20 protein-coding genes and 2 tRNA genes are annotated in these 20,576 nt (G+C 59.7%); 21 read left to right on the forward strand and 1 reads right to left on the reverse strand.

Annotation, left to right across the window (positions count from 1 at the left end; genetic code table 11):
* Window positions 1-24: 24 nt before the first annotated feature.
* The 21 genes from polA to NFR49_RS00520 all read left to right on the forward strand — a co-directional run bounded on the left by polA (window position 25) and on the right by NFR49_RS00520 (window position 20,079).
* Entirely contained in the window at window positions 25-2,685 is a 2,661-nt protein-coding gene (gene polA / locus NFR49_RS00430; protein WP_251157748.1) for a DNA polymerase I, read from the forward strand.
* A 206-nt stretch (window positions 2,686-2,891) separates the two neighbouring features.
* A tRNA-His gene (locus tag NFR49_RS00435) sits at window positions 2,892-2,967 on the forward strand.
* Between the two features lie 24 nt (window positions 2,968-2,991).
* Window positions 2,992-3,067 (forward strand) — tRNA-Lys (locus NFR49_RS00440).
* A 483-nt stretch (window positions 3,068-3,550) separates the two neighbouring features.
* Window positions 3,551-4,009, forward strand: coding sequence for a PTS sugar transporter subunit IIA (locus NFR49_RS00445; protein ID WP_251157749.1), 459 nt, complete (start codon window positions 3,551-3,553; stop codon window positions 4,007-4,009).
* Between the two features lie 98 nt (window positions 4,010-4,107).
* A complete protein-coding gene (pfkB, locus tag NFR49_RS00450) occupies window positions 4,108-5,091 on the forward strand; it encodes a 1-phosphofructokinase (RefSeq protein ID WP_251157750.1) in 984 nt (327 codons plus the stop codon).
* Window positions 5,092-5,215: 124 nt separating this feature from the next.
* Window positions 5,216-5,479, forward strand: coding sequence for an HPr family phosphocarrier protein (locus tag NFR49_RS00455; RefSeq protein WP_135977698.1), 264 nt, complete (start codon window positions 5,216-5,218; stop codon window positions 5,477-5,479).
* 138 nt (window positions 5,480-5,617) lie between these two features.
* Window positions 5,618-7,321 carry a phosphoenolpyruvate--protein phosphotransferase gene (gene ptsP, locus NFR49_RS00460; RefSeq protein ID WP_135977697.1) on the forward strand — a complete coding sequence of 568 codons (1,704 nt, stop codon included), beginning with the start codon at window positions 5,618-5,620 and terminating at the stop codon, window positions 7,319-7,321.
* A gap of 461 nt (window positions 7,322-7,782) precedes the next feature.
* Window positions 7,783-8,442 (forward strand): YveK family protein, encoded by a 660-nt coding sequence (locus tag NFR49_RS00465; RefSeq protein ID WP_135977696.1) that lies wholly within the window; start codon window positions 7,783-7,785, stop codon window positions 8,440-8,442.
* Entirely contained in the window at window positions 8,442-9,305 is an 864-nt protein-coding gene (locus tag NFR49_RS00470) for a CpsD/CapB family tyrosine-protein kinase (protein WP_251157751.1), read from the forward strand. The genes NFR49_RS00465 and NFR49_RS00470 overlap by 1 nt, the downstream gene beginning before the upstream one ends.
* Before the next feature lie 8 nt (window positions 9,306-9,313).
* A complete protein-coding gene (locus NFR49_RS00475) occupies window positions 9,314-9,988 on the forward strand; it encodes a CpsB/CapC family capsule biosynthesis tyrosine phosphatase (RefSeq protein WP_251157752.1) in 675 nt (224 codons plus the stop codon).
* A gap of 233 nt (window positions 9,989-10,221) precedes the next feature.
* Window positions 10,222-10,749: an antiterminator LoaP gene (gene loaP, locus NFR49_RS00480; RefSeq protein ID WP_251157753.1), complete on the forward strand. Its 528-nt coding sequence runs from the start codon at window positions 10,222-10,224 to the stop codon at window positions 10,747-10,749.
* 61 nt (window positions 10,750-10,810) lie between these two features.
* The gene (locus tag NFR49_RS00485) at window positions 10,811-11,527 is read left to right on the forward strand and encodes a sugar transferase (protein WP_251157754.1); all 717 of its coding nucleotides are present in this window, start codon (window positions 10,811-10,813) and stop codon (window positions 11,525-11,527) included.
* The gene (locus tag NFR49_RS00490; protein WP_251157755.1) at window positions 11,524-12,354 is read left to right on the forward strand and encodes a glycosyltransferase; all 831 of its coding nucleotides are present in this window, start codon (window positions 11,524-11,526) and stop codon (window positions 12,352-12,354) included. The genes NFR49_RS00485 and NFR49_RS00490 overlap by 4 nt, the downstream gene beginning before the upstream one ends.
* A 4-nt stretch (window positions 12,355-12,358) precedes the next feature.
* Complete coding sequence (locus tag NFR49_RS00495; RefSeq protein WP_251157756.1) at window positions 12,359-13,480, forward strand: glycosyltransferase family 1 protein; 1,122 nt, start codon at window positions 12,359-12,361, stop codon at window positions 13,478-13,480.
* A 109-nt stretch (window positions 13,481-13,589) separates the two neighbouring features.
* Window positions 13,590-14,558, forward strand: coding sequence for an EpsG family protein (locus NFR49_RS10205; protein WP_420840252.1), 969 nt, complete (start codon window positions 13,590-13,592; stop codon window positions 14,556-14,558).
* A complete protein-coding gene (locus NFR49_RS00500) occupies window positions 14,555-15,532 on the forward strand; it encodes a glycosyltransferase family 2 protein (protein WP_251157757.1) in 978 nt (325 codons plus the stop codon). The genes NFR49_RS10205 and NFR49_RS00500 overlap by 4 nt, the downstream gene beginning before the upstream one ends.
* Window positions 15,525-16,661, forward strand: a complete 1,137-nt coding sequence (locus NFR49_RS00505) for a polysaccharide pyruvyl transferase family protein (RefSeq protein ID WP_251157758.1) — start codon at window positions 15,525-15,527, stop codon at window positions 16,659-16,661. Before NFR49_RS00500 ends, NFR49_RS00505 begins: the two co-directional genes overlap by 8 nt.
* A complete protein-coding gene (locus NFR49_RS00510; RefSeq protein ID WP_251157759.1) occupies window positions 16,658-18,079 on the forward strand; it encodes a lipopolysaccharide biosynthesis protein in 1,422 nt (473 codons plus the stop codon). The genes NFR49_RS00505 and NFR49_RS00510 overlap by 4 nt, the downstream gene beginning before the upstream one ends.
* Window positions 18,080-18,081: 2 nt before the next feature.
* Window positions 18,082-19,140 carry a Coenzyme F420 hydrogenase/dehydrogenase, beta subunit C-terminal domain gene (locus NFR49_RS00515; protein ID WP_251157760.1) on the forward strand — a complete coding sequence of 353 codons (1,059 nt, stop codon included), beginning with the start codon at window positions 18,082-18,084 and terminating at the stop codon, window positions 19,138-19,140.
* Window positions 19,137-19,358, forward strand: a complete 222-nt coding sequence (locus NFR49_RS10210) for a 4Fe-4S dicluster domain-containing protein (protein WP_420840253.1) — start codon at window positions 19,137-19,139, stop codon at window positions 19,356-19,358. The genes NFR49_RS00515 and NFR49_RS10210 overlap by 4 nt, the downstream gene beginning before the upstream one ends.
* 364 nt (window positions 19,359-19,722) lie before the next feature.
* Window positions 19,723-20,079, forward strand: coding sequence for a helix-turn-helix domain-containing protein (locus NFR49_RS00520; protein ID WP_251157761.1), 357 nt, complete (start codon window positions 19,723-19,725; stop codon window positions 20,077-20,079).
* Window positions 20,080-20,120: 41 nt separating this feature from the next.
* On the opposite strand, the gene NFR49_RS00525 is transcribed toward NFR49_RS00520, so the two are convergent.
* Window positions 20,121-20,576: a GNAT family N-acetyltransferase gene (locus NFR49_RS00525; RefSeq protein WP_251157762.1), complete on the reverse strand. Its 456-nt coding sequence runs from the start codon at window positions 20,574-20,576 to the stop codon at window positions 20,121-20,123.

The raw sequence follows: 20,576 nt of genomic DNA on the forward strand, positions 1-20,576 counted from the left end.
AAACCGGCTCATCCGGGAGGTTCAATGGCAGACCAGCGCAAGACCGTGGCCGTCGTCGACGGCAACTCCCTGATCCACAGGGCGTTCCACGCGATCTCGGCCAACATGACGGCACCCGACGGCACGCCCACCAACGCGGTGTTCGGCTTCATGTCCATGTTCATAAAGCTCGAGGAGCGTTTCAAGCCCTGGGGCATCGCCGTGTGCTTCGACAAGGGCCGCCCCAAGGCCCGCATGGAGCTGCTGCCCTCCTACAAGGCCCAGCGCCCGCCCATGGACCCCGACCTCGCGGCGCAGTTCCCGCTGGTGAAGGACCTGCTCGCCGCCATGTCGGTGCCGGTGGTGGAGCTCGAGGGCTGGGAGGGCGACGACCTCCTGGGCACCCTGGCCCGCGAGGGCGCCGAGCAGGGCTACGACATGCTGCTGGTCACCGGCGACCGCGACATGTACCAGCTCTCCAGCGACCACGTGCGCGTGGTCTCCACCCGCAAGGGCATGAGCGACGTGGCCGTCATGACGCCCGAGGCCGTGGCCGACCTCTACGGCGGCATCACGCCCGACCTCGTGCCGGACTTCTACGGCCTCAAGGGCGACTCCTCCGACAACATCCCCGGCGTGCCGGGCATCGGCCCCAAGAAGGCCCAGCAGCTCATCGAGCGCTACGGCAGCCTCGACGAGGTGCTGGCCCACGCCGACGAGGTCAAGGGCAAGATGGGGGAGAACCTGCGCGCCCACAGGGAGGACGCCCTCGTGAGCCGCCGGGTGGCCACCATCCGCTGCGACGCGCCGGTGGACGTGGACCTCGCCGAGACGCGCTTCCCGGACTTCGACGTCGCCACGGCCCGGGAGGCCTTCTCGCGCCTGGGCTTCACCGCCATCGCCCAGCGGGTGCTGGCCATGGCGGGCGGCGAGGCCGCGGCGGGGCTGGAGGGCGCCGAGGCCGCGTCGCTCGCGGTGCCCGACCCCTTGAAGGGCGCCGAGGCCGACGCCGCCTGGGAGGCCGCCCTCGAGGACGGCTCCTGGCTGGGTCTCGCCGTGGAGGAGGAGCAGGGTCAGTCCACGCTCTTCGGCACCGCGGCCGTGCTCTGGTGCGCCGTGGGCGACAGGCTCCTGCGCTTCGGCGGCGGCGACATGGCCGAGCGCCTCGTGGCCGCGTTCACCCGGGGCCGGGTGGCCGGCCTGGACGTCAAGGGGCTCATCCACCGCGTGAGTCCCATGGACTCCTCGGAGCCCGCCGCCCTCGACGTGCGCTCCGTGCGCCCCGACGCCATCTTCGACGTGGCCGTGGCCGCCTACCTGCTGGACTCCACCAAGAGCGGCTACACCGCCGACGACCTCGCCGCCGGTGTGCTGGGCGCCGGGCTGCCGGACGGTGACGACGTGCCCGCCGCTGCCGTGGAGGCCCTCGTGGCCGGCCGCTGCGTGGAGCCCCTCGTGGAGCGCCTGCAGAAGGAGGGGGCGTGGCCCTGCTTTGGCGAGATCGAGATGCCGCTCCTGCCCGTGCTCGCCCAGATGGAGCGCGTGGGCATGCACGCCGACGCCTCCGTCTTCGCCGAGCAGGACGCCGAGCTCGCCTCGCAGATAGACGCCCTGGCCGCCCGCATCTACGAGGATGCGGGGGAGGAGTTCAACATCGGCTCGCCCTCCCAGCTCTCCCACGTGCTCTTCGACGTCATGGGGCTGCCCACCGCCGGCCTCAAGAGGACCAAGCGCGGCTACTACTCCACCAACGCCCAGGTGCTCGACGAGCTCTCCCGCAGCCACGACATCGTGGCCAACGTGCTCACCTGGCGCGAGAAGTCCAAGATCGCCAAGACCTACCTCGCGGCCTTGCCCAACGAGATCCGCGGCGACGGGCGCATCCACACCACGTTCAACCAGACCGTGACCGCCACGGGCCGCATCTCCAGCTCGGACCCCAACCTCCAGAACATCCCGGTGAAGACCGAGGAGGGCCGCCGCGTGCGCTCGGCCTTCACGGTGCCCGAGGGCTGGAAGTTCCTGGCCGTGGACTACTCCCAGATCGAGCTGCGCCTGCTCGCGCACCTCTCCGGTGACGAGCACCTGGTGCGCGCCTTCGTGGAGGGGGAGGACTTCCACGCCGAGACCGCCGCCCGCGTGTTCGGCGTGCCGGTGGAGGAGGTCACGCCGCTCCTGCGCAGCCGCGCCAAGGCCGTGAACTTTGGCATCGTGTACGGCCAGCAGGCCTACGGGCTCTCCCAGACGCTGCACATCCCGCAGCGGGAGGCCCAGGGGATGATCGACTCCTATTACGCCGCCTACCCCGGCGTGCGCCGCTTCCTCGACGAGACCGTGGCCCGCGCCCGCGAGCTGGGCTTTGCCACCACCATGTGGGGCAGGCGCCGCCTCGTGCCCGACATCTCGGCCCGCAACGCCATGGTGCGCGCCGCCGCCGAGCGGACGGCCATGAACCACCCCATGCAGGGCAGCGCCGCCGACATCATCAAGATCGCCATGGAGCGCGTGCAGCGGGCCCTCAACGAGCGGGGGCTGGAGAGCCGCCTCATCATGCAGATCCACGACGAGCTGGACCTCCAGGTGCCCGACGGCGAGCTCGAGGAGGTGTGCGGCCTGGTCTCCCGGATCATGGAGGGCGTGGCCGACCTCAGCGTCCCGCTCGTGGCCGACGCCAGCTGGGGCGACAACTGGGCCGAGGCCAAGTAAGGGCCCCGGGGGAGGGGCAGGCGGCGTCCAGCCCGTTGCTGAAAACCCCTCCACAATTGTTGGTCCATCATGAAACCCCCGGTAGACGGCTGCAAACGGACCGTCTCCGGGGGTTTGTCGAATTCGCTCGGGAATTTGTCGCATTTTCCCTTGCATCGGATTTTGCTGCGTTGCATAATAACCAACGCACCGCGAGGTGGGAGACGGTGGGCGTAGCTCAGTTGGCAGAGCGACGGACTGTGGCTCCGTAGGTCGAGGGTTCGAGCCCCTTCGCCCACCCCATTTCCATCGGTGCGCACATAGCACGGACCGTTAGCTCAGCTGGTAGAGCAGGGGACTCTTAATCCCAAGGTCCAGGGTTCGAACCCCTGACGGTCCACCATGAACTCGCAGGCCACCGGCTCACCCGGTGGCCTTTTTTCATGCCGTCCCCCTGTCCCAACACCCGGACACTTTTGTCCCAATGGTCGGGTACTTCTGTCCCATTTGGTACTTTTCCGGTGGGGGAGTGGCTAAAAACCACCAAACGACGGCCCGTTTGGTGGTTTTTATCATCAGTGGAACCAAAAACCACCAAACGGATCCCGGCCGCGGCGGGGCGGAGGTCGGGGGCCGCCAGCCCGCGGCCCATCCCCGGCAGGGGCCCGCGGCCCCCGGCCAGCCCCCCGGCCACCATCCCACACCCCCCGGCAGGGACCCAGTATCCGTCCGGCTCCCTCCCACAAAGGTTGTCTATTCATTACTAGGCATTTATCACGGGATATCTGCTGTATTTGCGTGTTTGTGCCCCCGGGGTCGGCCCTGCGGGAAAAAGGCGCGCCCCGCGCATTAGCATGGCCTCGAGCACTCGAGAAAGGACACCGTCATGGGCCAGTTCCTCACCGCCGACAACGTCTTCCTCCATTGCGACGCCTCCACGCGCGACGAGGCCCTGACCCTCATCGCCGAGAAGGCCCTGGAGCAGGGTGCGGCCACCGACGCCCGGGCCCTTTACCAGGCCTTCCTCGACCGTGAGGCCGAGGGGTCCTGCGGCATGGTGTCCGGCTTCGCCATCCCCCACGCCAAGTCGTCCGCCGTCACGAGGCCCTGCGTCCTGGTGGTGCGCAGCGACCGTCCCATCGAGGGCTGGGGGACCATGGACCGCGTGCCCGTCACCTGCGCCGTGGCCATCATGGTGCCCGACACCGACGCCGGCGCCCCGTACCTGCGTCTCCTTGCCAAGCTCGCCGTCATGCTCATGAACGACGGCTTCGCCCGGGAGGTCCTGTCCCAGGAGGACCCGGCGGAGGTGGCCCGCGCCATCGACGAGGGCCTGGGGGCCTGACGGGCCCCCGCACCGCGCCGTCCCTCCTGACGCGCGGCCGCGAGGCGCTACACTGTTGTTCAAGCTACGTCCAGTAAACCCACGCGAGGGGAGCCCCGTTGATCTACACCGTCACCTTCAACCCGTCCGTCGACTACGTGATGCACCCCACCACGCTCGACATGGGCTACACCAACCGCTCCACGGCCGAGGAGATGTACGCCGGCGGCAACGGCATCAACGTCTCCACCATCCTCACCGAGCTCGGCGTCGACAACGTGGCCATGGGCTTCATCGGCGGCTTCACCGGCGACTTCGTGCTCAACACCCTCCAGCAGCAGGGCATCAACACCAACTTCATCCGCCTCGACAAGGGCAACACGCGCATCAACGTCAAGCTTAACGGCATCATCATGACCATCATCAACGGCATGGGGCCCAACATCCCCATCTCCAAGGTCGACGAGCTGTTCACCCGCATCGACCGCGTGAGCTCCGGCAGCACCCTCGTCCTCACGGGCTCCATCCCCAGCTGCCTGCCCGACGACATGTACGACATGATGATGAGCAAGTTCTCCGGCCGCGGCATCCGCTTCGTGGTGGACGCCCCCGGCGACCTCCTCATGAACGCCCTGGCCGCCGAGCCCTTCTTCATTAAGCCCAACAACCACGAGGTCGGCCGCATCTTCGGCGCCAACCCCGAGACCCCCGAGGAGGTCCTGCCCTACGCCCGCCAGCTCCACGAGAAGGGCGCCCAGAACGTCCTCGTCTCCTGCGGCGGCTACGGCGCCGCGCTCGTGGACGCCAACGGCGAGGAGCACGTCACCCGCTGCCCGCCGTGCCGCCTCGTGAACGCCACGGGCGCCGGCGACTCCATGGTGGCCGGCTTCCTGGCCGCCCTCGACCGCGGCTGGTCCTACGGCGACGCCCTCAACTACGCCAGCGCCTGCGGCTCCGCCACCGCGGCCTCCAACGGCCTGGCCAACCGCAGCACCATCGAGCGCTTCTACTCCTCGCTCAAGCACCTGCTGGCCGACGAGAAGGCCCACGCGGGCGAGGAAGTTGTCGAGGTCGTGGAAACTGACGACGATAGCGAGGCATAGTCCCGTTCAGCGCAGACAGTTTTAAGCTCGCTGGTACAATCAACTCGGTAAAACGGGGAGGGGTGCCCCTTCCTGGAGCCCTCAAAGGGGCAGGTAAGCAAGCCTTTATTAAAGGAGAAGGAACATGGTTTCTCAGACTGTCACCATCATCAACCCCACCGGCCTCCACATGCGCCCCGCCGGCCTCTTCGCCTCCACCATGGGCAAGTTCAGCTCCAACGTCACCATCAAGGGCAACGGCAAGGAGATCAACGGCAAGTCGCCCATGGCCATTATGGCCGGCGGCCTCGGTGCCGGCACCGAGATCGAGATCGTGTGCGAGGGCTCCGACGAGGCCGACGCCCTCAAGGCCGCCGTGGAGCTCGTGGAGAGCGGCCTCGGCGAGTAGCTCTTAAGGCCCCTCGGGCTTCCAAGAGCCCATAGCCCTGTTTCACCTCGGGGGGCGCGACCGCTTGGACCCAAGCGACGCGCCCCCTTTTTTTCATCCGAGAGAGAGCCGCCCCGGGGCGGCGAGAAGGAGGCACCAATGTTCCAGGGAGTCAACGGCTCCGACGGCATCGGTATCGGCCAGGCCCAGGTGGCCGTCGAGCCGGACCTCAGCTACACCCCCACGGCCCACAACGACCCCGCCGCCGAGCGCGAGCGCTACAACGGCGCCCTCGAGGCCTTCTGCGACCGCACCCAGGCCCAGGCCGACCGCATGGCGGTCACCGTGGGCGAGGAGGAGTCGCAGATCATGATCGGCCACATCAACATGGCCCGCGACCCGTTCATGATCGACGAGATCAACAACCGCATCAACACCGGCATGAGCGCCGAGCAGGCCGTGGACGAGGTCTGCGACATGTTCTACGGCATGTTCGCCGGCATGGACGACCCCATGATGCGCGAGCGCGCCGCCGACGTGCAGGACATCCGCGTGGGCCTTCTGGCCAACCTGCTGGGTAAGGAGGTCGTGGACCTCTCCGTGCTGCCCGCCGGCTCCATCGTGGTGGTGCACGACCTCACCCCGTCCATGACGGCGGACATCGACAAGGAGAACGTGGCCGGCATCGTCACCGAGACCGGCGGCCGCACCTCCCACTCCGCCATCATCGCCCGCGCCCTGGAGATCCCCGCGGTCCTCTCCGTGCCCAACGCCTGCACCATCTGCCGCAACGGCGACACCGTGGTGGTGGACGGCACCAAGGGCGAGGTCTTCGTGAACCCGGACGAGGAGGCCCTCGAGGGCTTCCGCGCCGAGGCCGCCAAGGCCGCCGAGGCCAAGGCCGCCCTCAACGCCTACCGCGGCAAGCCCACCGAGACCGCCGACGGCGACCGCGTGCTGCTCGTGGCCAACATCGGCAACCCCGACGACGCCACCGGCGCCATCGAGCACGACGCCGAGGGCGTGGGCCTGTTCCGCTCCGAGTTCCTGTTCATGGACGCCAAGGAGCTCCCCAGCGAGGAGGACCAGTTCAAGGCCTACCAGAAGGTGGCCCTGAAGATGAAGGACCAGCCGGTCATCATCCGCACCCTCGACGTGGGCGGCGACAAGGAGATCCCGTACCTGGACCTCAAGAAGGAGGAGAACCCCTTCATGGGGTACCGCGCCGTCCGCTACTGCCTGTCCAACCCCGAGCAGTACAAGGTGCAGCTCCGTGCCCTCCTGCGCGCCAGCGCCTTCGGTGACATCAAGATCATGGTGCCCCTGGTGACCTGCCTCGAGGAGATCCGCTCGGTCAAGGAGCTCGTGGAGGAGTGCAAGAAGGAGCTCGACGCCGAGGGCGTGAAGTACAACCCCGACATCGAGGTCGGCACCATGATCGAGACCCCCGCGGCCTCCCTCATCGCCGACGACCTCGCCGCCGAGTGCGACTTCTTCTCCATCGGCACCAACGACCTCATCGGCTACACCATGTGCGCCGACCGCGGCAACGACGCCATCGCCTACCTCTACAGCGTCTACAACCCCGCGGTGCTCCGCTCCATCAAGCGCATTGTGGAGTGCGGCAACGAGGCCGGCATCATGGTGGGCATGTGCGGCGAGGCCGCGGCCGACCCGCTGCTGATCCCCATGCTCATCAGCTTTGGCCTGGGCGAGTACTCCGTGAGCGCCCCCTCCGTGCTCAAGACCCGCAAGACCATCTCCGAGTGGACCAAGGCCGAGGCCGACGCCCTGGCAGAGAAGGTCATGAGGCTCAAGACCGCCGAGGAGGTCAAGGACGCCCTGGCCGAGGCCGCCAAGTAGCCCCGAGCCCCTCATAGCCGTCTGACAGGCGGACCGAAGGCCCCCGTCCCCACCAGGGACGGGGGCCTTTTTCTGTGCCGCGGCCACCTTGGCCCGGCGGCCCATTCCGCCAAAACTGCCCTTTAATGGTAAGAAAACTTCCCACAAAACTACCCTCTAAAACCAGAGGGAAATTATTGCAACGGTGAGCGTCCTAAAAGGATATGAAGGCTTTGCGCTGGCGCCACAGAACAATCAAGGTGCCTTGTTTACACCCAGACTCGGTACCTGATATAAAACTACAGGTAGAAAGCCATACGTTATATACCACGGGATTCAGACAGGAATATGAGAGGGGCCTAGCCGCCTATCACCTCATCGGTCATAAACGCGATGGGGGGGGTGCTATCATTGCCCCCAGCATGAATGGTTAGACACATTCACGCAAAGGCATCTGCACCCGAGGAAAGGACGAGGGGCCCATGACCCTCCTGGAACTGTTCGCACTCCTCAAGAAGCACCTGAGGCTGGTCATAGCGCTGCCTGTGGTGTGCGCGCTCGTGTGCGCGGTGGTGAGCTACGGCTTCCTGCCCAACACCTACACGGCCACCACCTCCATGTACGTGCTCGCCAAGACCGGCGACGGCACCTCCAACACCCTCAACAGCGACCTCACGGCCTCGCAGCAGCTCACCAACGACGTCTCCACGCTGCTCAAGAGCTCCCGCGTGGAGACCCAGACGGCCGGCGCCCTGGGCCTCAAGGACCTCTCCGACTACAAGATCGACGTCACCAGCAGCACCACCAGCCGCGTCATCTCCCTCTCGGTCACCGGCACGGACCCCGCCCAGACGGCGGAGGTCGCCAACGGGCTGGCCCAGCAGGTCTCGGCCATCGCCCAGGAGGTCATGAACGTGGACTCCGTGAACGTGGTGGACCAGGCCCAGACCCCCGAGAGCCCGTCCGGCCCCAGGCGCCCGCTCTACGTGGCCGTCGCGTTCCTCGCCGGCCTCTTCCTCGCCGTGGCGTTCGTCGTGGTGGAGGACATGGTCAACACCCGGGTGCGCAGCCAGGAGGAGCTCGAGGAGCTCGTAGGCCTGCCCGTCATGGGCCGCATCCCCGCCATGAAGGAGGCCCGCTGATGGCTCGCTCCACCGGAATCGACCGCGTCCAGATGCAGAACGCCCTCAAGCGTCTGGCCACCAACATCCAGTTCTCCTCCGTGGACGACCCCGTGCGCACCCTCACGGTCACCTCGTCCATCCCCAACGAGGGCAAGACCACCATCTCCTGCGGCCTGGCCGAGGCCTTCGCGTCGGCCGGCAAGCGCGTGGTCGTGGTGGAGTGCGACATGCGCCGCCGATCGGTGGCCAACCAGCTCAAGGTCTACGCCAAGCACGGGCTCTACTCCGTGCTCTCCCACCAGGTGACCCTGGAGGACGCCGTGGTGGAGACGGGCGTCGCCGGCCTCTACTTCCTGGACGCCGAGCCGCGCCTGCCCAACCCCGTGGACATCCTGCAGTCCAGGCGCTTCCACGCCCTCATGGACGACCTCTCCCGCGCCTACGACTACGTGATCTTTGACACCCCGCCCATCTCCGCCTTTGTGGACGGCGCCGTGGTGGGCCACCTCACCGACGCCACGCTCCTGGTGGTGCGCGAGAACTTCACCAAGCGCGAGACCGTGCTGGCCTCGGTGGAGCAGCTCAAGACCGCCGAGGCCAACGTCATCGGCACGGTGCTCAACTACTGCGAGGCCGAGGAGAACGAGTACTACTACAGTTACTACGCCAAGGACGGCAAGCGTATGAGGCGCGAGGACGTGGAGGTGGCCCGCAAGCAGACCGCCGCCCCCGCCGCCGCGCCGACCATGAGGCCGGTGGCGGCCGGCACCGTGACCGCCCCCAGGCCCTCCGCGGCCGGCCCCCGGCGCATCGCCCCCGAGACCACGGCTGAGATGCTCGGCCTCACCCACGACCCCCGCATCCGTGCGGGCGAGGAGTGAGGTAGGCCATGAGAGACATCCACAGCCACATCCTGCCGGGCGTCGACGACGGCGCCCCGGACATCAAGGCGTCCCTGGAGATGCTGGAGGCCGCCAAGGCGGCCGGCGTCACCTCCATCGTGTGCACGCCCCACTGCCGCGAGCCGTTCTTTGACTACGCCGCCATGCACGAGGCCTTTCGCGAGCTCACGGCGGCCGCCCCGGACTTCCCCTTCACCATGGGCTTTGAGGTCAACCACTCCAAGCTCATGGACCTGGGGCTCGAGGAGTGGGCGCCCAAGCTGGGCGTCTCCGGCTCCAACGACTTCCTGCTGGAGCTCTCCAGCCGCTGCACGGCGGACGACTTCCAGGACTACGAGCGCACCATTCTTGCGCTGCAGTCTATGGGTTACCGCGTGATTGTGGCGCACCCGGAGCGCTACCGGGCCATCCAGGAGGACCTCTCCCTGGCCCAGCGCCTCATCGACCTGGGCTGCCGCCTCCAGGCCTCCGCGGACTTCATCGACGGCGGGCGCCTGGGCCGCGAGAAGAAGCCTGCCACCAGGCTCTTCAACCAGATGGCCTACTCCTTTGTGGCCAGCGACGCCCACCGGCCGGAGCACTACGAGATGCTCGGGTGCATCCGCGCCAGCGGCAACTACCGCCTCAGGCCACGGCACATGCGGGTGCCGAGCGTGGCCTGAGGCCCCAGCGGGATCACCGGGAGCGTGCGGCCCGGTGGCCTGCGACGGGGGCTCTTGGGGTGTGTGGGCAGCCCGAGAGTCTCCATCGCAGGCAACTGCACCCATAGCCCCTGCGGCCCCGGTCGTCGCCTCGGTGCGCGCCGGCAGCCGGAAGGGGTCACACACAACGGTCCGTGCGCCGTGCCCGGGAGGGCGCGGCGGCGGCGAAGCCGTGCCGTCTTGAGGAGGACCTCGTGCCCAGGGACCACACCTGCACCTACGTGCTGCAGACCATGGCAGGCCAGGAGCGAAAGCTCAAGGAGGCCGTGGAGCGCGCCGTGAGCGGGGTGGGGGAGTGCTACATCCCCGAGCGCGAGGTGGCCGAGAAGCGCGACGGCAGGTGGGTGAGGGCCGTGAAGCGGCTGCTGCCCGGCTACGTGTTCGTGCGGACGGACGACCCGGACGCCCTCGCGGCCGGGCTTCGCGGGCTTCCTGGTTTCTCGAGGCTCCTGGGCGTCTCGGGCGAGCGGTTCTTACCGCTGACGCCGGGCGAGGAGGCCTGGCTGGGGGCACTGGCAAACCCGGAGACCCACGTGGTGGAGCTGAGCCAGGGCGTCATCGAGGGGGACCGCGTGCGTGTGAGTGCAGGGCCGTTGATGGGTTTGGAGAGCGCGATCCGCAAGGTGGACCGCCACAAGCGGGCGGCTTGGATTGAGGTGTCCCTCATGGGGCGCACCAAGCTGGTGAAGGTTGGGCTGGAGATTGTCAGAAAACAGAGTTGACCGGAAACTGCCGAGGACGGGGGCGGCTGCTGCCGCGCTGTCCGCGACGTGGGCCAAGGAGATGCCTGCGAACTCGAACGAGGCAGTATGCGACAGCTACGCAGCCAATCTGATGCCAGGTACCGCAGAGTTCGCAGAGCTCAGCAAGAGTCTGGATACGCGCTCGATGGGCTATCGCCTCTTCAAGCGAACATTCGACATCGTGTTCAGTGGTGTCGTTGTCGTGATGGGTGTCATTCCTTGCGCCCTGCTCTCTGTAGCCATAGCGATCGATACCAAAGGCTCGCCCATTTACACCCAAAAACGTGCCGGTAGGTTTGGCAGGCCATTTCGAATCTTCAAGTTCCGCACCATGGTTGCCGATGCGGACGACGTTGAGAAGCATCTATCTCCCGAACAGCTTGCAGAGTGGCGTAGGGAACGAAAGGTCACCAATGACCCGCGAATCACCCGGCTGGGTCGTCTTCTGCGCAAGACTTCTGTCGACGAGCTCCCTCAGTTCATCAATGTACTGATTGGTCAGATTTCTGTGGTTGGGCCGAGGCCCGTCTCTTTTGACGAGCTGGATCACTTTGGCGCCGATGCGGCCCTCCTGCTCAGCGTTCCTGGGGGCATCACGGGGCTGTGGCAAGTGACCACAAGAAACAACGCAACGTTTAAGAGCGGAGAACGTCAGGAAATCGAGTTGGATTACGTGCGTGAGGCGTCTCCCCGGCTGGATTTGCGATGCATCGTAGGAACTTTTGGTGCCATGTTCGGTCGAAGGAGCGGACGATGAAAGAAGTGTTTCCTCCTTATAGCGTCCTTTACAGTGTTTATGAGAAAGAGCGTACGGACTGGCTTTGCGAATCTGTGGACAGCATGCTCGCGCAGACTGTAAAGCCCAACGAAATAGTATTTGTGAAAGATGGCCCTCTGACACCAGAACTTGAAGAGACGCTTTCGGCATACGATATTGCAAATCCTGGACTGTTTAAGTTCGTTGAATACTCAGATAATCAAGGTCTCGGTTATGCACTTCAGCAGGGAGTCTTAGCCTGCTCGAACAAAATCATTGCCCGTATGGATACTGATGACTATGCATTTCCGAATCGAATGAAGCACCAGCTCGCTCAGATGCAGGACGATGGTTTAGATATGGTCGGTTCCCAGGTCGTGGAATTCATTTCCTCACCAGACCGTCCCATAGCCCAGACCGATTTGCCTTTATCCATGGGGGCTATTCGGAGGTTTTCAAAGAGAAGAAACCCTTTCCGGCATCCGACTGTTGTGTTCAATCGGGATAAAGTCCTGTCAGCTGGAAATTATAGTAAAGATTTTCTCTTCTTCGAGGATTGGGATTTATTTAACAGAATGCTGGCAGCCGGGGATAGGGCAGAGAACAGTCCCGAGGTTCTGGTGGGAATGCGGGTGAACGATGGCTTTTATGGCCGAAGAGGAGGAAGGGAGTATCTCTCATATATATGGAAATTCAAATCAGAGCAATTGAGAAATGGATACTTCTCAATTATTGATTTCTGTAAATCCTTCCTTCCCCACGCGGTTGTTTGCATGATGCCAATGAACTTACGTACTTGGGTCTATACAAAACTGCTCAGGAGATAGACGGATGATAAGGATCATCCATGCCGTACCGGATATGAATTCCGGCGGTATTGAGAATTACATAATGAACATGTACCGGAATGTAGACCGCAGCTCTCTGCAGTTTGATTTCTTGGTTCACCATGACAAGCAGGCATTCTTTGACGAGGAGATATTGGATCTGGGGGGTCGAATCTACCGTCTTCCAGTTCTTGACACAAAGAACGTGCCGCTATACCAACGCCAGCTTCGCAGGCTTTTCCAGGAGGGAAACTGGAAAATAGTGCATGGACATGTTGCGAGTCTCGCTGGATTTTATCTTCATGCTGCAGAAAGTGCAGATGTTCCCGTTCGGATTGCCCATAGCCATGGAACTTCTTTTTTGAAGACGCCGAAGGGATATATGAAGCGACTTCTATTCAAGGGTGCGAAGAGGTCAGCAAATGTGAGGTTGGCCTGCTCAACAGAAGCGGGGAAATATTTATTTGGGAATCAATCATTCTATGTGGTCAAGAATGCTATAGATTCTGCTCGGTTCCGATTTAACCCCGAGGCGCGTGCGAGAGTTCGTTCTGAGCTCGGTCTTACAGACGACGATTTTCTCGTTGGCCATATCGGCAGATTCAATCTGCAGAAGAATCATTCATTCCTAATCGATGTCTTTGAGCGGCTCGTTGCGATGTCACCATGTGCTCGGCTTCTTCTCGTGGGAACCGGTGAAACCAGGTCGGCTATTGAAGCGAAGGTGCGTAAGGCCGGACTAATGGATCGAGTGCTATTCCAGGACGTCACTAACGAACCTGAGGCATTCTATTCCGCCATGGATTGCTTTGTGCTCCCCTCTCTTTTCGAGGGGTTGCCGCTTGTCGGTATCGAGGCTCAGTGCAGTGGGTTACCTTCGCTCTTTGCTGACACGATATCGCGCGAAACTACTATTTCCGATCTCGCCTCATATCTGCCTATTGATGACCCGTCAGGCTGGGCAGCTGAAATTAACTCCCTGTCCAGGAATTTGGACAGGGAGATGTATGCCTCTCTTCCTGCCCGCCATGGATATGACTCAATGGAAAACGCAAAGGTGATGGAATCTGTTTACATGCATGCAGCAGTAGAGGGGGTATCAGCTTTTGCTTCCTTACTGGATTAGCCTCGCGTTATCAATTGTATTTCTATTTGCCAGTCGACTCCAGACGGCGCCTCAGATCGGAGTGACGTCATCGCCGGATACTCCTAAAGTTTCCTATGCAAAATGGGGCGTGATCGCTTCTGCACTTGTGTTTATCGCGCTAACTGGTTTTCGGTACGGTATCGGGCAGGATTACTTCTATACATATGTCCCATATTTTGACCAGGTGAGATCGGGCTTCAGTCCTCATGGCATGGAGGTTGGCTACTACGCACTCAACTGGATTGTCTCTCGTTTTTCCAATGACCCCACTCCGGTATTTCTCGTATGCTCTCTAATTTTCTTTTTCTGCACGTACTCAACCATTCTCAGGGAATCCTCCTGTGTTCCCATGAGTGTGTTCCTGCTTTTTGGGATGTCGTACATCTTTATCTTTATGAATGCCATGCGGCAGATGACGGCAGTCTCTATCCTGTTCTTTTCGCTGCGTTATATAGAGGACAGGAAGGTTGTCCCTTTCCTTCTATGTGTTGTCGTAGCGAGCCTCTTCCACGCGAGTTCACTAATATTTTGCATCATGTACTGGCTTCTGAGAATTCGCGTCACCCTAGCTATATGCTGCCTAGTGCCCCTCCTGGTACTTTTGTTGAGGGGGCCAATATCAGAGTTCATGATTTGGGTCATTGGGCAAACGTCATATGCAGGATACATTGGGTCGATATTCGATACAGGCGAAACTGGCCCCATTAATGCACTGATGAACGTCATCATTCTGCTTTTCTCGGCAGTTGTCCCTTGGATGACTAAAAAAGGATACTCTAGTAGATATAACTTGTTTCTAATATGTCAACTGCTGTGCACTGCCATTGCGTTGATTACGGGGGCTATCCCTCTGGCGCAAAGGGTTCGGTGGTTGTTCGTTTTGCCGTCAGTACTCTTAATACCCGATGCGCTGAATTGCATAGACAATAAAGGCATAAGATTCCTTACTGAGCTTTCGATTGTCCTGTTATATATTATATATATCTACATAACTATTGGTCTGTGGAATGGTAACGGCGTTGTTCCATACCAGTCAGTATTCTTTAGGGTGTCATGATGTGTAATCATCCGTTAATCAGTGTCCTTCTTCCTGTTTATAACGTGGAAGGTTATTTGGCGCAATGCCTGGATAGTCTTCTCGTACAGTCGGAGGATGACTTCGAGATTGTCGCAATTAATGATGGCTCAACGGATGGATCCAGGGGCATTCTTGCTGACTATGCTTCTATGGATGGTCGGATTCGTATCATTGACCAGCAGAACCAGGGCCTTGCAGCTGCGAGGAATACCGGTGTTGATCACGCCCGTGGCGATTACATTGCTTTTGTCGACTCAGATGACTATGTCTCTCCCGACTATCTGTCCACAATGCTCTCCAGTTTGAGAGACTACGATCTTGACCTGTCAATTTGCGGGCGACAAATTGACGATGGTGGTGTCCTACGTCCCTATGTGCGTCCGAAGTTTAGCAATCGTGTCTTAACGGTCAAAGAGTCCTTGCGTGCTCTGAACTCGTATCAATCATTCGACATGTCCATGTGTGGGAAACTATTTAAGGCAGAGCTCTTTTCTGGAATTAGGTTTCCTGTTTCAAAGAACTCTGAGGACCAATTCGTTTGCTACCGCATCCTTATGAAGGCAAAGCGCACGTACTACCAAGACACTCCCTTGTATACCTATCGGCATCGGGCCGGAAGCATTTCTCGTGGGTCGACCGTAAATACCTTCCCTATTGAGGCGTCTCACGAACAGCTGGATACGTTTTCTCGAGAATTGCCCGAGCTTGTTTATGCTGCAGAGACATCTTGTTTCTTTTCTCAAGTATCTGTCTTTAATGCTTTTGCATTGCGAAGCCGCTCTATGCCACCGAATGTCGTTTCTTGTGTCGAGAGCGAGCCTCGGACGCTTTTGCCTTCCGTACTTTCCAATCCGGATATTCCAATCAAAAAGAAGATGCAGGCGATAGCCTTTGTCTTCTTGCGGCCTATTTACAAGCGGTTGTATCTGAATCAGCGAGGAAATCATGCCTAAAGCAGCAATTATTACGTTGCACACTGTCAGTAACTATGGTTCATGCCTCCAGACTTATGCCACTCAAACTCTTTTCGAGGCACTGGGCTATGAGGTGGAAATCGTTGATTACTATCGGAAGGATAATCTTCCCGAGAATGCTGTTGAAAAGGCATTCAATGGCCGTAGGCTTAGCAGATATCGACACCTGTTCGAGCGTCTGCCTTTTTTGAAGACTGTGGCCTCGGCTCCTATGAGGGCGATTGTCAACTATCAGCGCCGTTCGTTTGAGGATTTCAGATGCCGTTATCTCAACCTTTCAAAGCGGATGTACCGTTCTGCTGAGGAGCTGGAGCAAAATCCTCCTCAGGCGGACCTATATGTTACGGGTAGCGATCAGGTGTGGAATAGCGTTTGGAACTGCGGCTTTGAGACGCCGTTTTACTTGACCTTTGCTCCCGAGGGAAAGAAGCGCATTTCTTTTGCTGCCAGTATTGGCCGAGAGTCAATTGACGACTGGGAGCGTCCTCTCATGGTTTCTGCGCTCAGCAAATATGATGCAATCTCTATGCGAGAGATGTCTGGTGTAGCAATTCTCCAGGACCTTGGGTTTGCCGAAACCGAGCTTGTTCTCGATCCGACTCTTATGCTTGACAAGGCAGCATGGTCTGAGATTGCCACGATGCCTAGGGGGGTGCAGGGACCTTACATCCTTGTCTACCAGTTGAACAAGAGCCCTGAGTTCGAGGAGTACTGCAGGCTAGTGGCCAAGACATACAACATGCCTTTGGTGAAGATCTCATATGGCATCTATGACATCATGAAAGGCGGAAAAACCCTTATTGCGCCCCCTGTGACGGATTTTGTCGGGTTGTTCCTTAACGCTTCCTATGTGATAACTGATTCATTTCACGCTACTGCCTATGCGTTGAACTTCGGCATTCCGTTCACTGCGATAGCTCCCGAGCGGTTCAGCACCAGGATCAGGAGCATATTGGCACTGACTGGCACAGAGCACCGGCTGCTGGTCGACTATAGTGATCCATCTCTTTTCCAGGACGACATTGATTTCGACCGCGTTGAAGAGGCTCTTCGGAAGCAGCGCAATAGCAGCATGGCTTTTCTCGAAGAGGCAATTGGTGCGAAATGAATGAGAAGGCTTTAGAAAAGAGCGAGTCGACGTTTCTTGCTTTTGCAAAGTCTACGGGAATCTTCTTTGTGGGCAATACGCTCAGCAAGGTGATTACGCTTCTGCTGATTCCTCTTTATACCAACACGCTTCCGACTTCAGCCTACGGCTATTACGATTTAAGTGTTACGGTTTGTACCCTTGTGACCTCATTCTTGTACTGTGACGTCTGGTCAAGTGTCATGCGTTTGATGCGCGATGACCTGGATGGGGACGCGCCGTGGAAAGTGGTGACAGCTGGTTGGATTCTGTTCGGGGTTTCCACGGGCCTCTTTGTTTTCATCTGCCTTCTTTCCTCCTGCTTCTTTGATATTCCTGCATTAGGTCTTATTATCATTTATGGAATTGCGACCAACATCCAGTCCATGTTCTCGTGCATCGCACGTGGTAGGGGCGACAATGTTGACTTCGCCGTATCTGGAGTCCTCTGCACCTTGGTTAATGTTGGTCTCAATCTCGCTTTAATCTTGGGCTTCGCCATGGGGTATGAGGCGCTATATCTAGCCTATGCTGCAGGCTTTGTTTCACAATGTCTTTACTTGGCCGTGAGAATGCGTATTTGGGAACACTTGGTGCTTCCTTCTGCATCGCAAGTGAAGGAGCTTCTAATCTATTCTGCGCCGCTAGGCGTGAACTCGGTAGCCTATTGGCTGCTTAACAGCCTCAGTCGAGTTGTCGTGGCTACGGCGTTATCGCTTGCTGCTAATGGCGTTTTCGCTATAGGGTCAAAGTTTGGATCAACTGTTGCCCTTGCTACAACATGTTTCACGCTTGCTTGGCAAGATATCGCTTTCACCAAGGAGGTTCGTCCTGCCTCCTTTTATTCGAAGGCAGTCACTCAGTACACAGGCTTTCTTATGTCATGTACGGCTGTTCTCCTGCCACTTATTTCCTTGGCTTTTCCTATTTTGGTTGGTTCAGGCTATGACGAGGCGTATGCAATCGTCCCCTCATTCTTATGGGTAGCGGTGGTGAGTGCGATTTCGACCTTTGTCGGAAATATATTTTATGTAATTAAGGACACTAAGACAATTGGCGTTTCTATGGTTGTGTCCTGCATCTTGAATTTGATTCTGGTCTATCCTCTCACGATTTCGCTCGGTTGTCTGGGGGCAAACCTGTCAGTGCTGTTTGCCTTCGTGCTGAACATTCTGCTGCGTTTCCGGATCTTAGGCCACTCTATTGGAATGCGTGTCGATTGGCGCAGCCTGCTTCTTTCGGCTGTCCTGCTTGTCGTTTCGTCTGCGGCTTATCTCACGGGGCAGACGTGCATCAATGCCATTGCCGCGCCCGTCATTCTTGTGGTCGTTTTTCTTATGTACCGAGATAAGGTCTCGCTTCTGCTTGGAGGGGCCATGAAACGACTTGGAAGGGAGTAGCGATGCCCGAATTCCAAACACCAAGGCTCGTTGTCGCTCTGAGGGACAAAGATGATTCATCCTTAGAGCGGTCTGCATCTGGTGGAGCATTCCCGGTGCTTGCTCGTCCGGTGCTTGCGGCCGGCGGGGCGGTTTGCGGCGCCTACATGAGAGATGACGGAACGGTTGCTCACTGTGTAGTCAGAAGCCAGAGCGATCTCGCTCTTCTCCAGGGGAGTGCATACGTCCAGAGCGATCTTTCGCCTGCATTTACTGATGTCATGAACCTTGTTTCGTCTGGAGTGCGGACACTGTTCGTGGGTACGCCGTGCCAATGCTCTTCGATGGTTGCTTTCTTGGAGACAAAAGGGGTGCTAAGAAACCCTGCGGATTATGAGAGCCTGATCGTATGCGACTTGGTTTGCCATGGGGTTCCGAGCCCCATGCTTTACGATGCCTATCGGAAGTGGCTCGACCATAAGACGGGCGCAGATGGTGGCGTTCACGGCTATCGCTTTCGCTCGAAACGTAACGGGTGGGGCCTCTATTATTATTACTACTACTACTACAAGGACGGAAGGCGCCGAGAGGTCTGCTCCCCTGGAGATTCTGACCCGTATTACGGTGCGTTTCTGCGTGGCGAGAGTTATCGTCCGAGCTGTTACCGCTGCCCGTATGCACGTGCGGAGCGGACGACAGATTTCACTATCGGAGACTATTGGGGCATCGAATCGGTTGACCCAAAGTTCTTTGACTCTCGAGGCGTCTCTCTCCTGCTCGCCAATACCGAAAAAGGGGAGCGTTTCTTCCGTGATGAGGCATCCGGTGGGTGTGAGTTTGTGGAGACCGATCTCAGCTCTGCCGTTAGAGAGAATCACAATCTCAAAGCTCCGACAGCGGTGCCGGCAGGACGTCAAGCGTTTCTGTCCCATATGGAGCAATGCATAAAGGCGGGGGATCTGTCTCCTATGTTCGACCGGTATCTAAAGCCGCCCATGTCCTTGAAGAGAATAGTTAAAGATTTATTGCCTGGTGATGCCTATCTTTCTCTTAAGAAGCTGGTGAAAGGAGGCGGCCGATGATTAACGTGACTCCCGTGGCGGCTGCTGGTGCCTGTTGTGGGTGTGCTGCTTGTCGAGAAATCTGTCCTGTAGGGGTCGTTTCGATGAATCAAGACCGATATGGATATCTAACGGCTTCTGTGGCTGAGGAAAGATGTATCCACTGCCTAAGGTGCGTGAAGGTGTGTCCCATGAAGATGCTAGTAGAGCACAAGGACCAGGAAATGGCGACGTCGTAGGTCTTGCTCCTGCTGTCAAAAGTCATTAATAATGATAAGATAAATGAATCCCTTGAGCTCACTGTAGTCCGTATCGCTCATTTTGGACTGGACGTCTGCTTGCGACAATCAGTGATTGGCAGTCCCAATGGGACGGCTTCCAAGTGCCGGGGACTTTTCCCGGCACTTTTCTTTAGGAGCTATTTTGGGAAGAGCCCATTGCGGCCTTTGTCCTAGCGGCTGGAATAAGAAGGGGCACGAGAGCTTTCCAGGAGCATGCTGCCATCTCAGCCATCTGATGTGCCGTTCGGCAGGATCTTGGGATGCGCTCTGATTCGCCTCAAATGAATGACAGGCCAGATGATTGTTCAGAAGGAACGGGCGCATGTTGACCAGAGAAGACATGGAAAGGGCGTTCGGCGCCTATGTGGAGCCGGATGACGAGACTCTGTACCTTGAGATGTGTGATGACTTTTGTGCCCAGGTCATTTTGGAGATGGAGCGCCAGGGCCTTACCGTGACCGAGGTTGCGCAGCGCATGGGGGTGGCTCAGCCAACTCTTAGCCGCCAGCTATCCGGTAAGCAGAATCTCGCTGCAAAGACCATGGCCAAGATTGCTTCGGCGTTGGGATGCGCCATCGAGGCTCCAAAGCTATATCGGACACCAGCTGTGCAGCCGTGTGGAACTTTCCTCTGTGGTGAGCTGCCTGCTGAAGGAGCCGTTTCCTCGGAGTCCGAGTAAATTGGGCGGATGCGCTTATCGGTTGCGCGCATCCGCCCTCGTTACCCCAGCCGCTTCCGCATCCAGCGGTGCTCCACGTGCTCGTCCAGCTCTACGGGCCCGTACGGCTCGTAGCCCGCGCGTCCGTAGAAGGGGATGACGGCCAGCTGGGCGTGCAGGTGCAGCTCCCTCGCTCCGTGCATCCTGGCCTCCTCCTCGCTGTAGGCGAGGATCTTGGATCCCAGGCCGCCGTGCCGGTGCTCGGGCACCACGGCCAGGCGGCCAAAGACCCAGCGGCCCTCCTCGGTACCAACGCCCGGCTCCAGTTCCGAGGGGAACACGCGAGCACAGCCTACGGGGTTGTCGTCGGCGTCCCGCACGGCCACCTCCAGGGTGCGCGGGTCTTGGTCCACGCCGTCAAACTCGTTCTGAAAGCCCTGCTCCTCCATGAACACGCGGATGCGCACGGCCTTGGCGCCGTCAAAGTCGTCGGGGCGGTAGGTGAGGGTCTCGGCCAT

The organism is Caniella muris, assembly GCF_943193035.1.
Classification (GTDB): domain Bacteria; phylum Actinomycetota; class Coriobacteriia; order Coriobacteriales; family Atopobiaceae; genus Granulimonas; species Granulimonas faecalis.

Bases quoted from the DNA above. Each gene is read 5' to 3' on its own strand.
- NFR49_RS00465 (WP_135977696.1), top strand. From the start codon at position 7,783: ATGACCCTCCTGGAACTGTTCGCACTCCTCAAGAAGCACCTGAGGCTG.
- NFR49_RS00445 (WP_251157749.1), top strand. From the start codon at position 3,551: ATGGGCCAGTTCCTCACCGCCGACAACGTCTTCCTCCATTGCGACGCC.
- NFR49_RS00510 (WP_251157759.1), top strand. From the start codon at position 16,658: ATGAATGAGAAGGCTTTAGAAAAGAGCGAGTCGACGTTTCTTGCTTTT.
- polA (WP_251157748.1), top strand. From the start codon at position 25: ATGGCAGACCAGCGCAAGACCGTGGCCGTCGTCGACGGCAACTCCCTG.
- NFR49_RS00485 (WP_251157754.1), top strand. From the start codon at position 10,811: ATGCCTGCGAACTCGAACGAGGCAGTATGCGACAGCTACGCAGCCAAT.
- ptsP (WP_135977697.1), top strand. From the start codon at position 5,618: ATGTTCCAGGGAGTCAACGGCTCCGACGGCATCGGTATCGGCCAGGCC.
- NFR49_RS00495 (WP_251157756.1), top strand. From the start codon at position 12,359: ATGATAAGGATCATCCATGCCGTACCGGATATGAATTCCGGCGGTATT.
- NFR49_RS00475 (WP_251157752.1), top strand. From the start codon at position 9,314: ATGAGAGACATCCACAGCCACATCCTGCCGGGCGTCGACGACGGCGCC.
- NFR49_RS00500 (WP_251157757.1), top strand. From the start codon at position 14,555: ATGATGTGTAATCATCCGTTAATCAGTGTCCTTCTTCCTGTTTATAAC.
- NFR49_RS00455 (WP_135977698.1), top strand. From the start codon at position 5,216: ATGGTTTCTCAGACTGTCACCATCATCAACCCCACCGGCCTCCACATG.
- NFR49_RS10210 (WP_420840253.1), top strand. From the start codon at position 19,137: ATGATTAACGTGACTCCCGTGGCGGCTGCTGGTGCCTGTTGTGGGTGT.
- NFR49_RS00505 (WP_251157758.1), top strand. From the start codon at position 15,525: ATGCCTAAAGCAGCAATTATTACGTTGCACACTGTCAGTAACTATGGT.
- NFR49_RS00520 (WP_251157761.1), top strand. From the start codon at position 19,723: ATGTTGACCAGAGAAGACATGGAAAGGGCGTTCGGCGCCTATGTGGAG.
- NFR49_RS00525 (WP_251157762.1), bottom strand. From the start codon at position 20,576: ATGGCCGAGACCCTCACCTACCGCCCCGACGACTTTGACGGCGCCAAG.
- NFR49_RS00490 (WP_251157755.1), top strand. From the start codon at position 11,524: ATGAAAGAAGTGTTTCCTCCTTATAGCGTCCTTTACAGTGTTTATGAG.
- NFR49_RS00470 (WP_251157751.1), top strand. From the start codon at position 8,442: ATGGCTCGCTCCACCGGAATCGACCGCGTCCAGATGCAGAACGCCCTC.
- NFR49_RS00515 (WP_251157760.1), top strand. From the start codon at position 18,082: ATGCCCGAATTCCAAACACCAAGGCTCGTTGTCGCTCTGAGGGACAAA.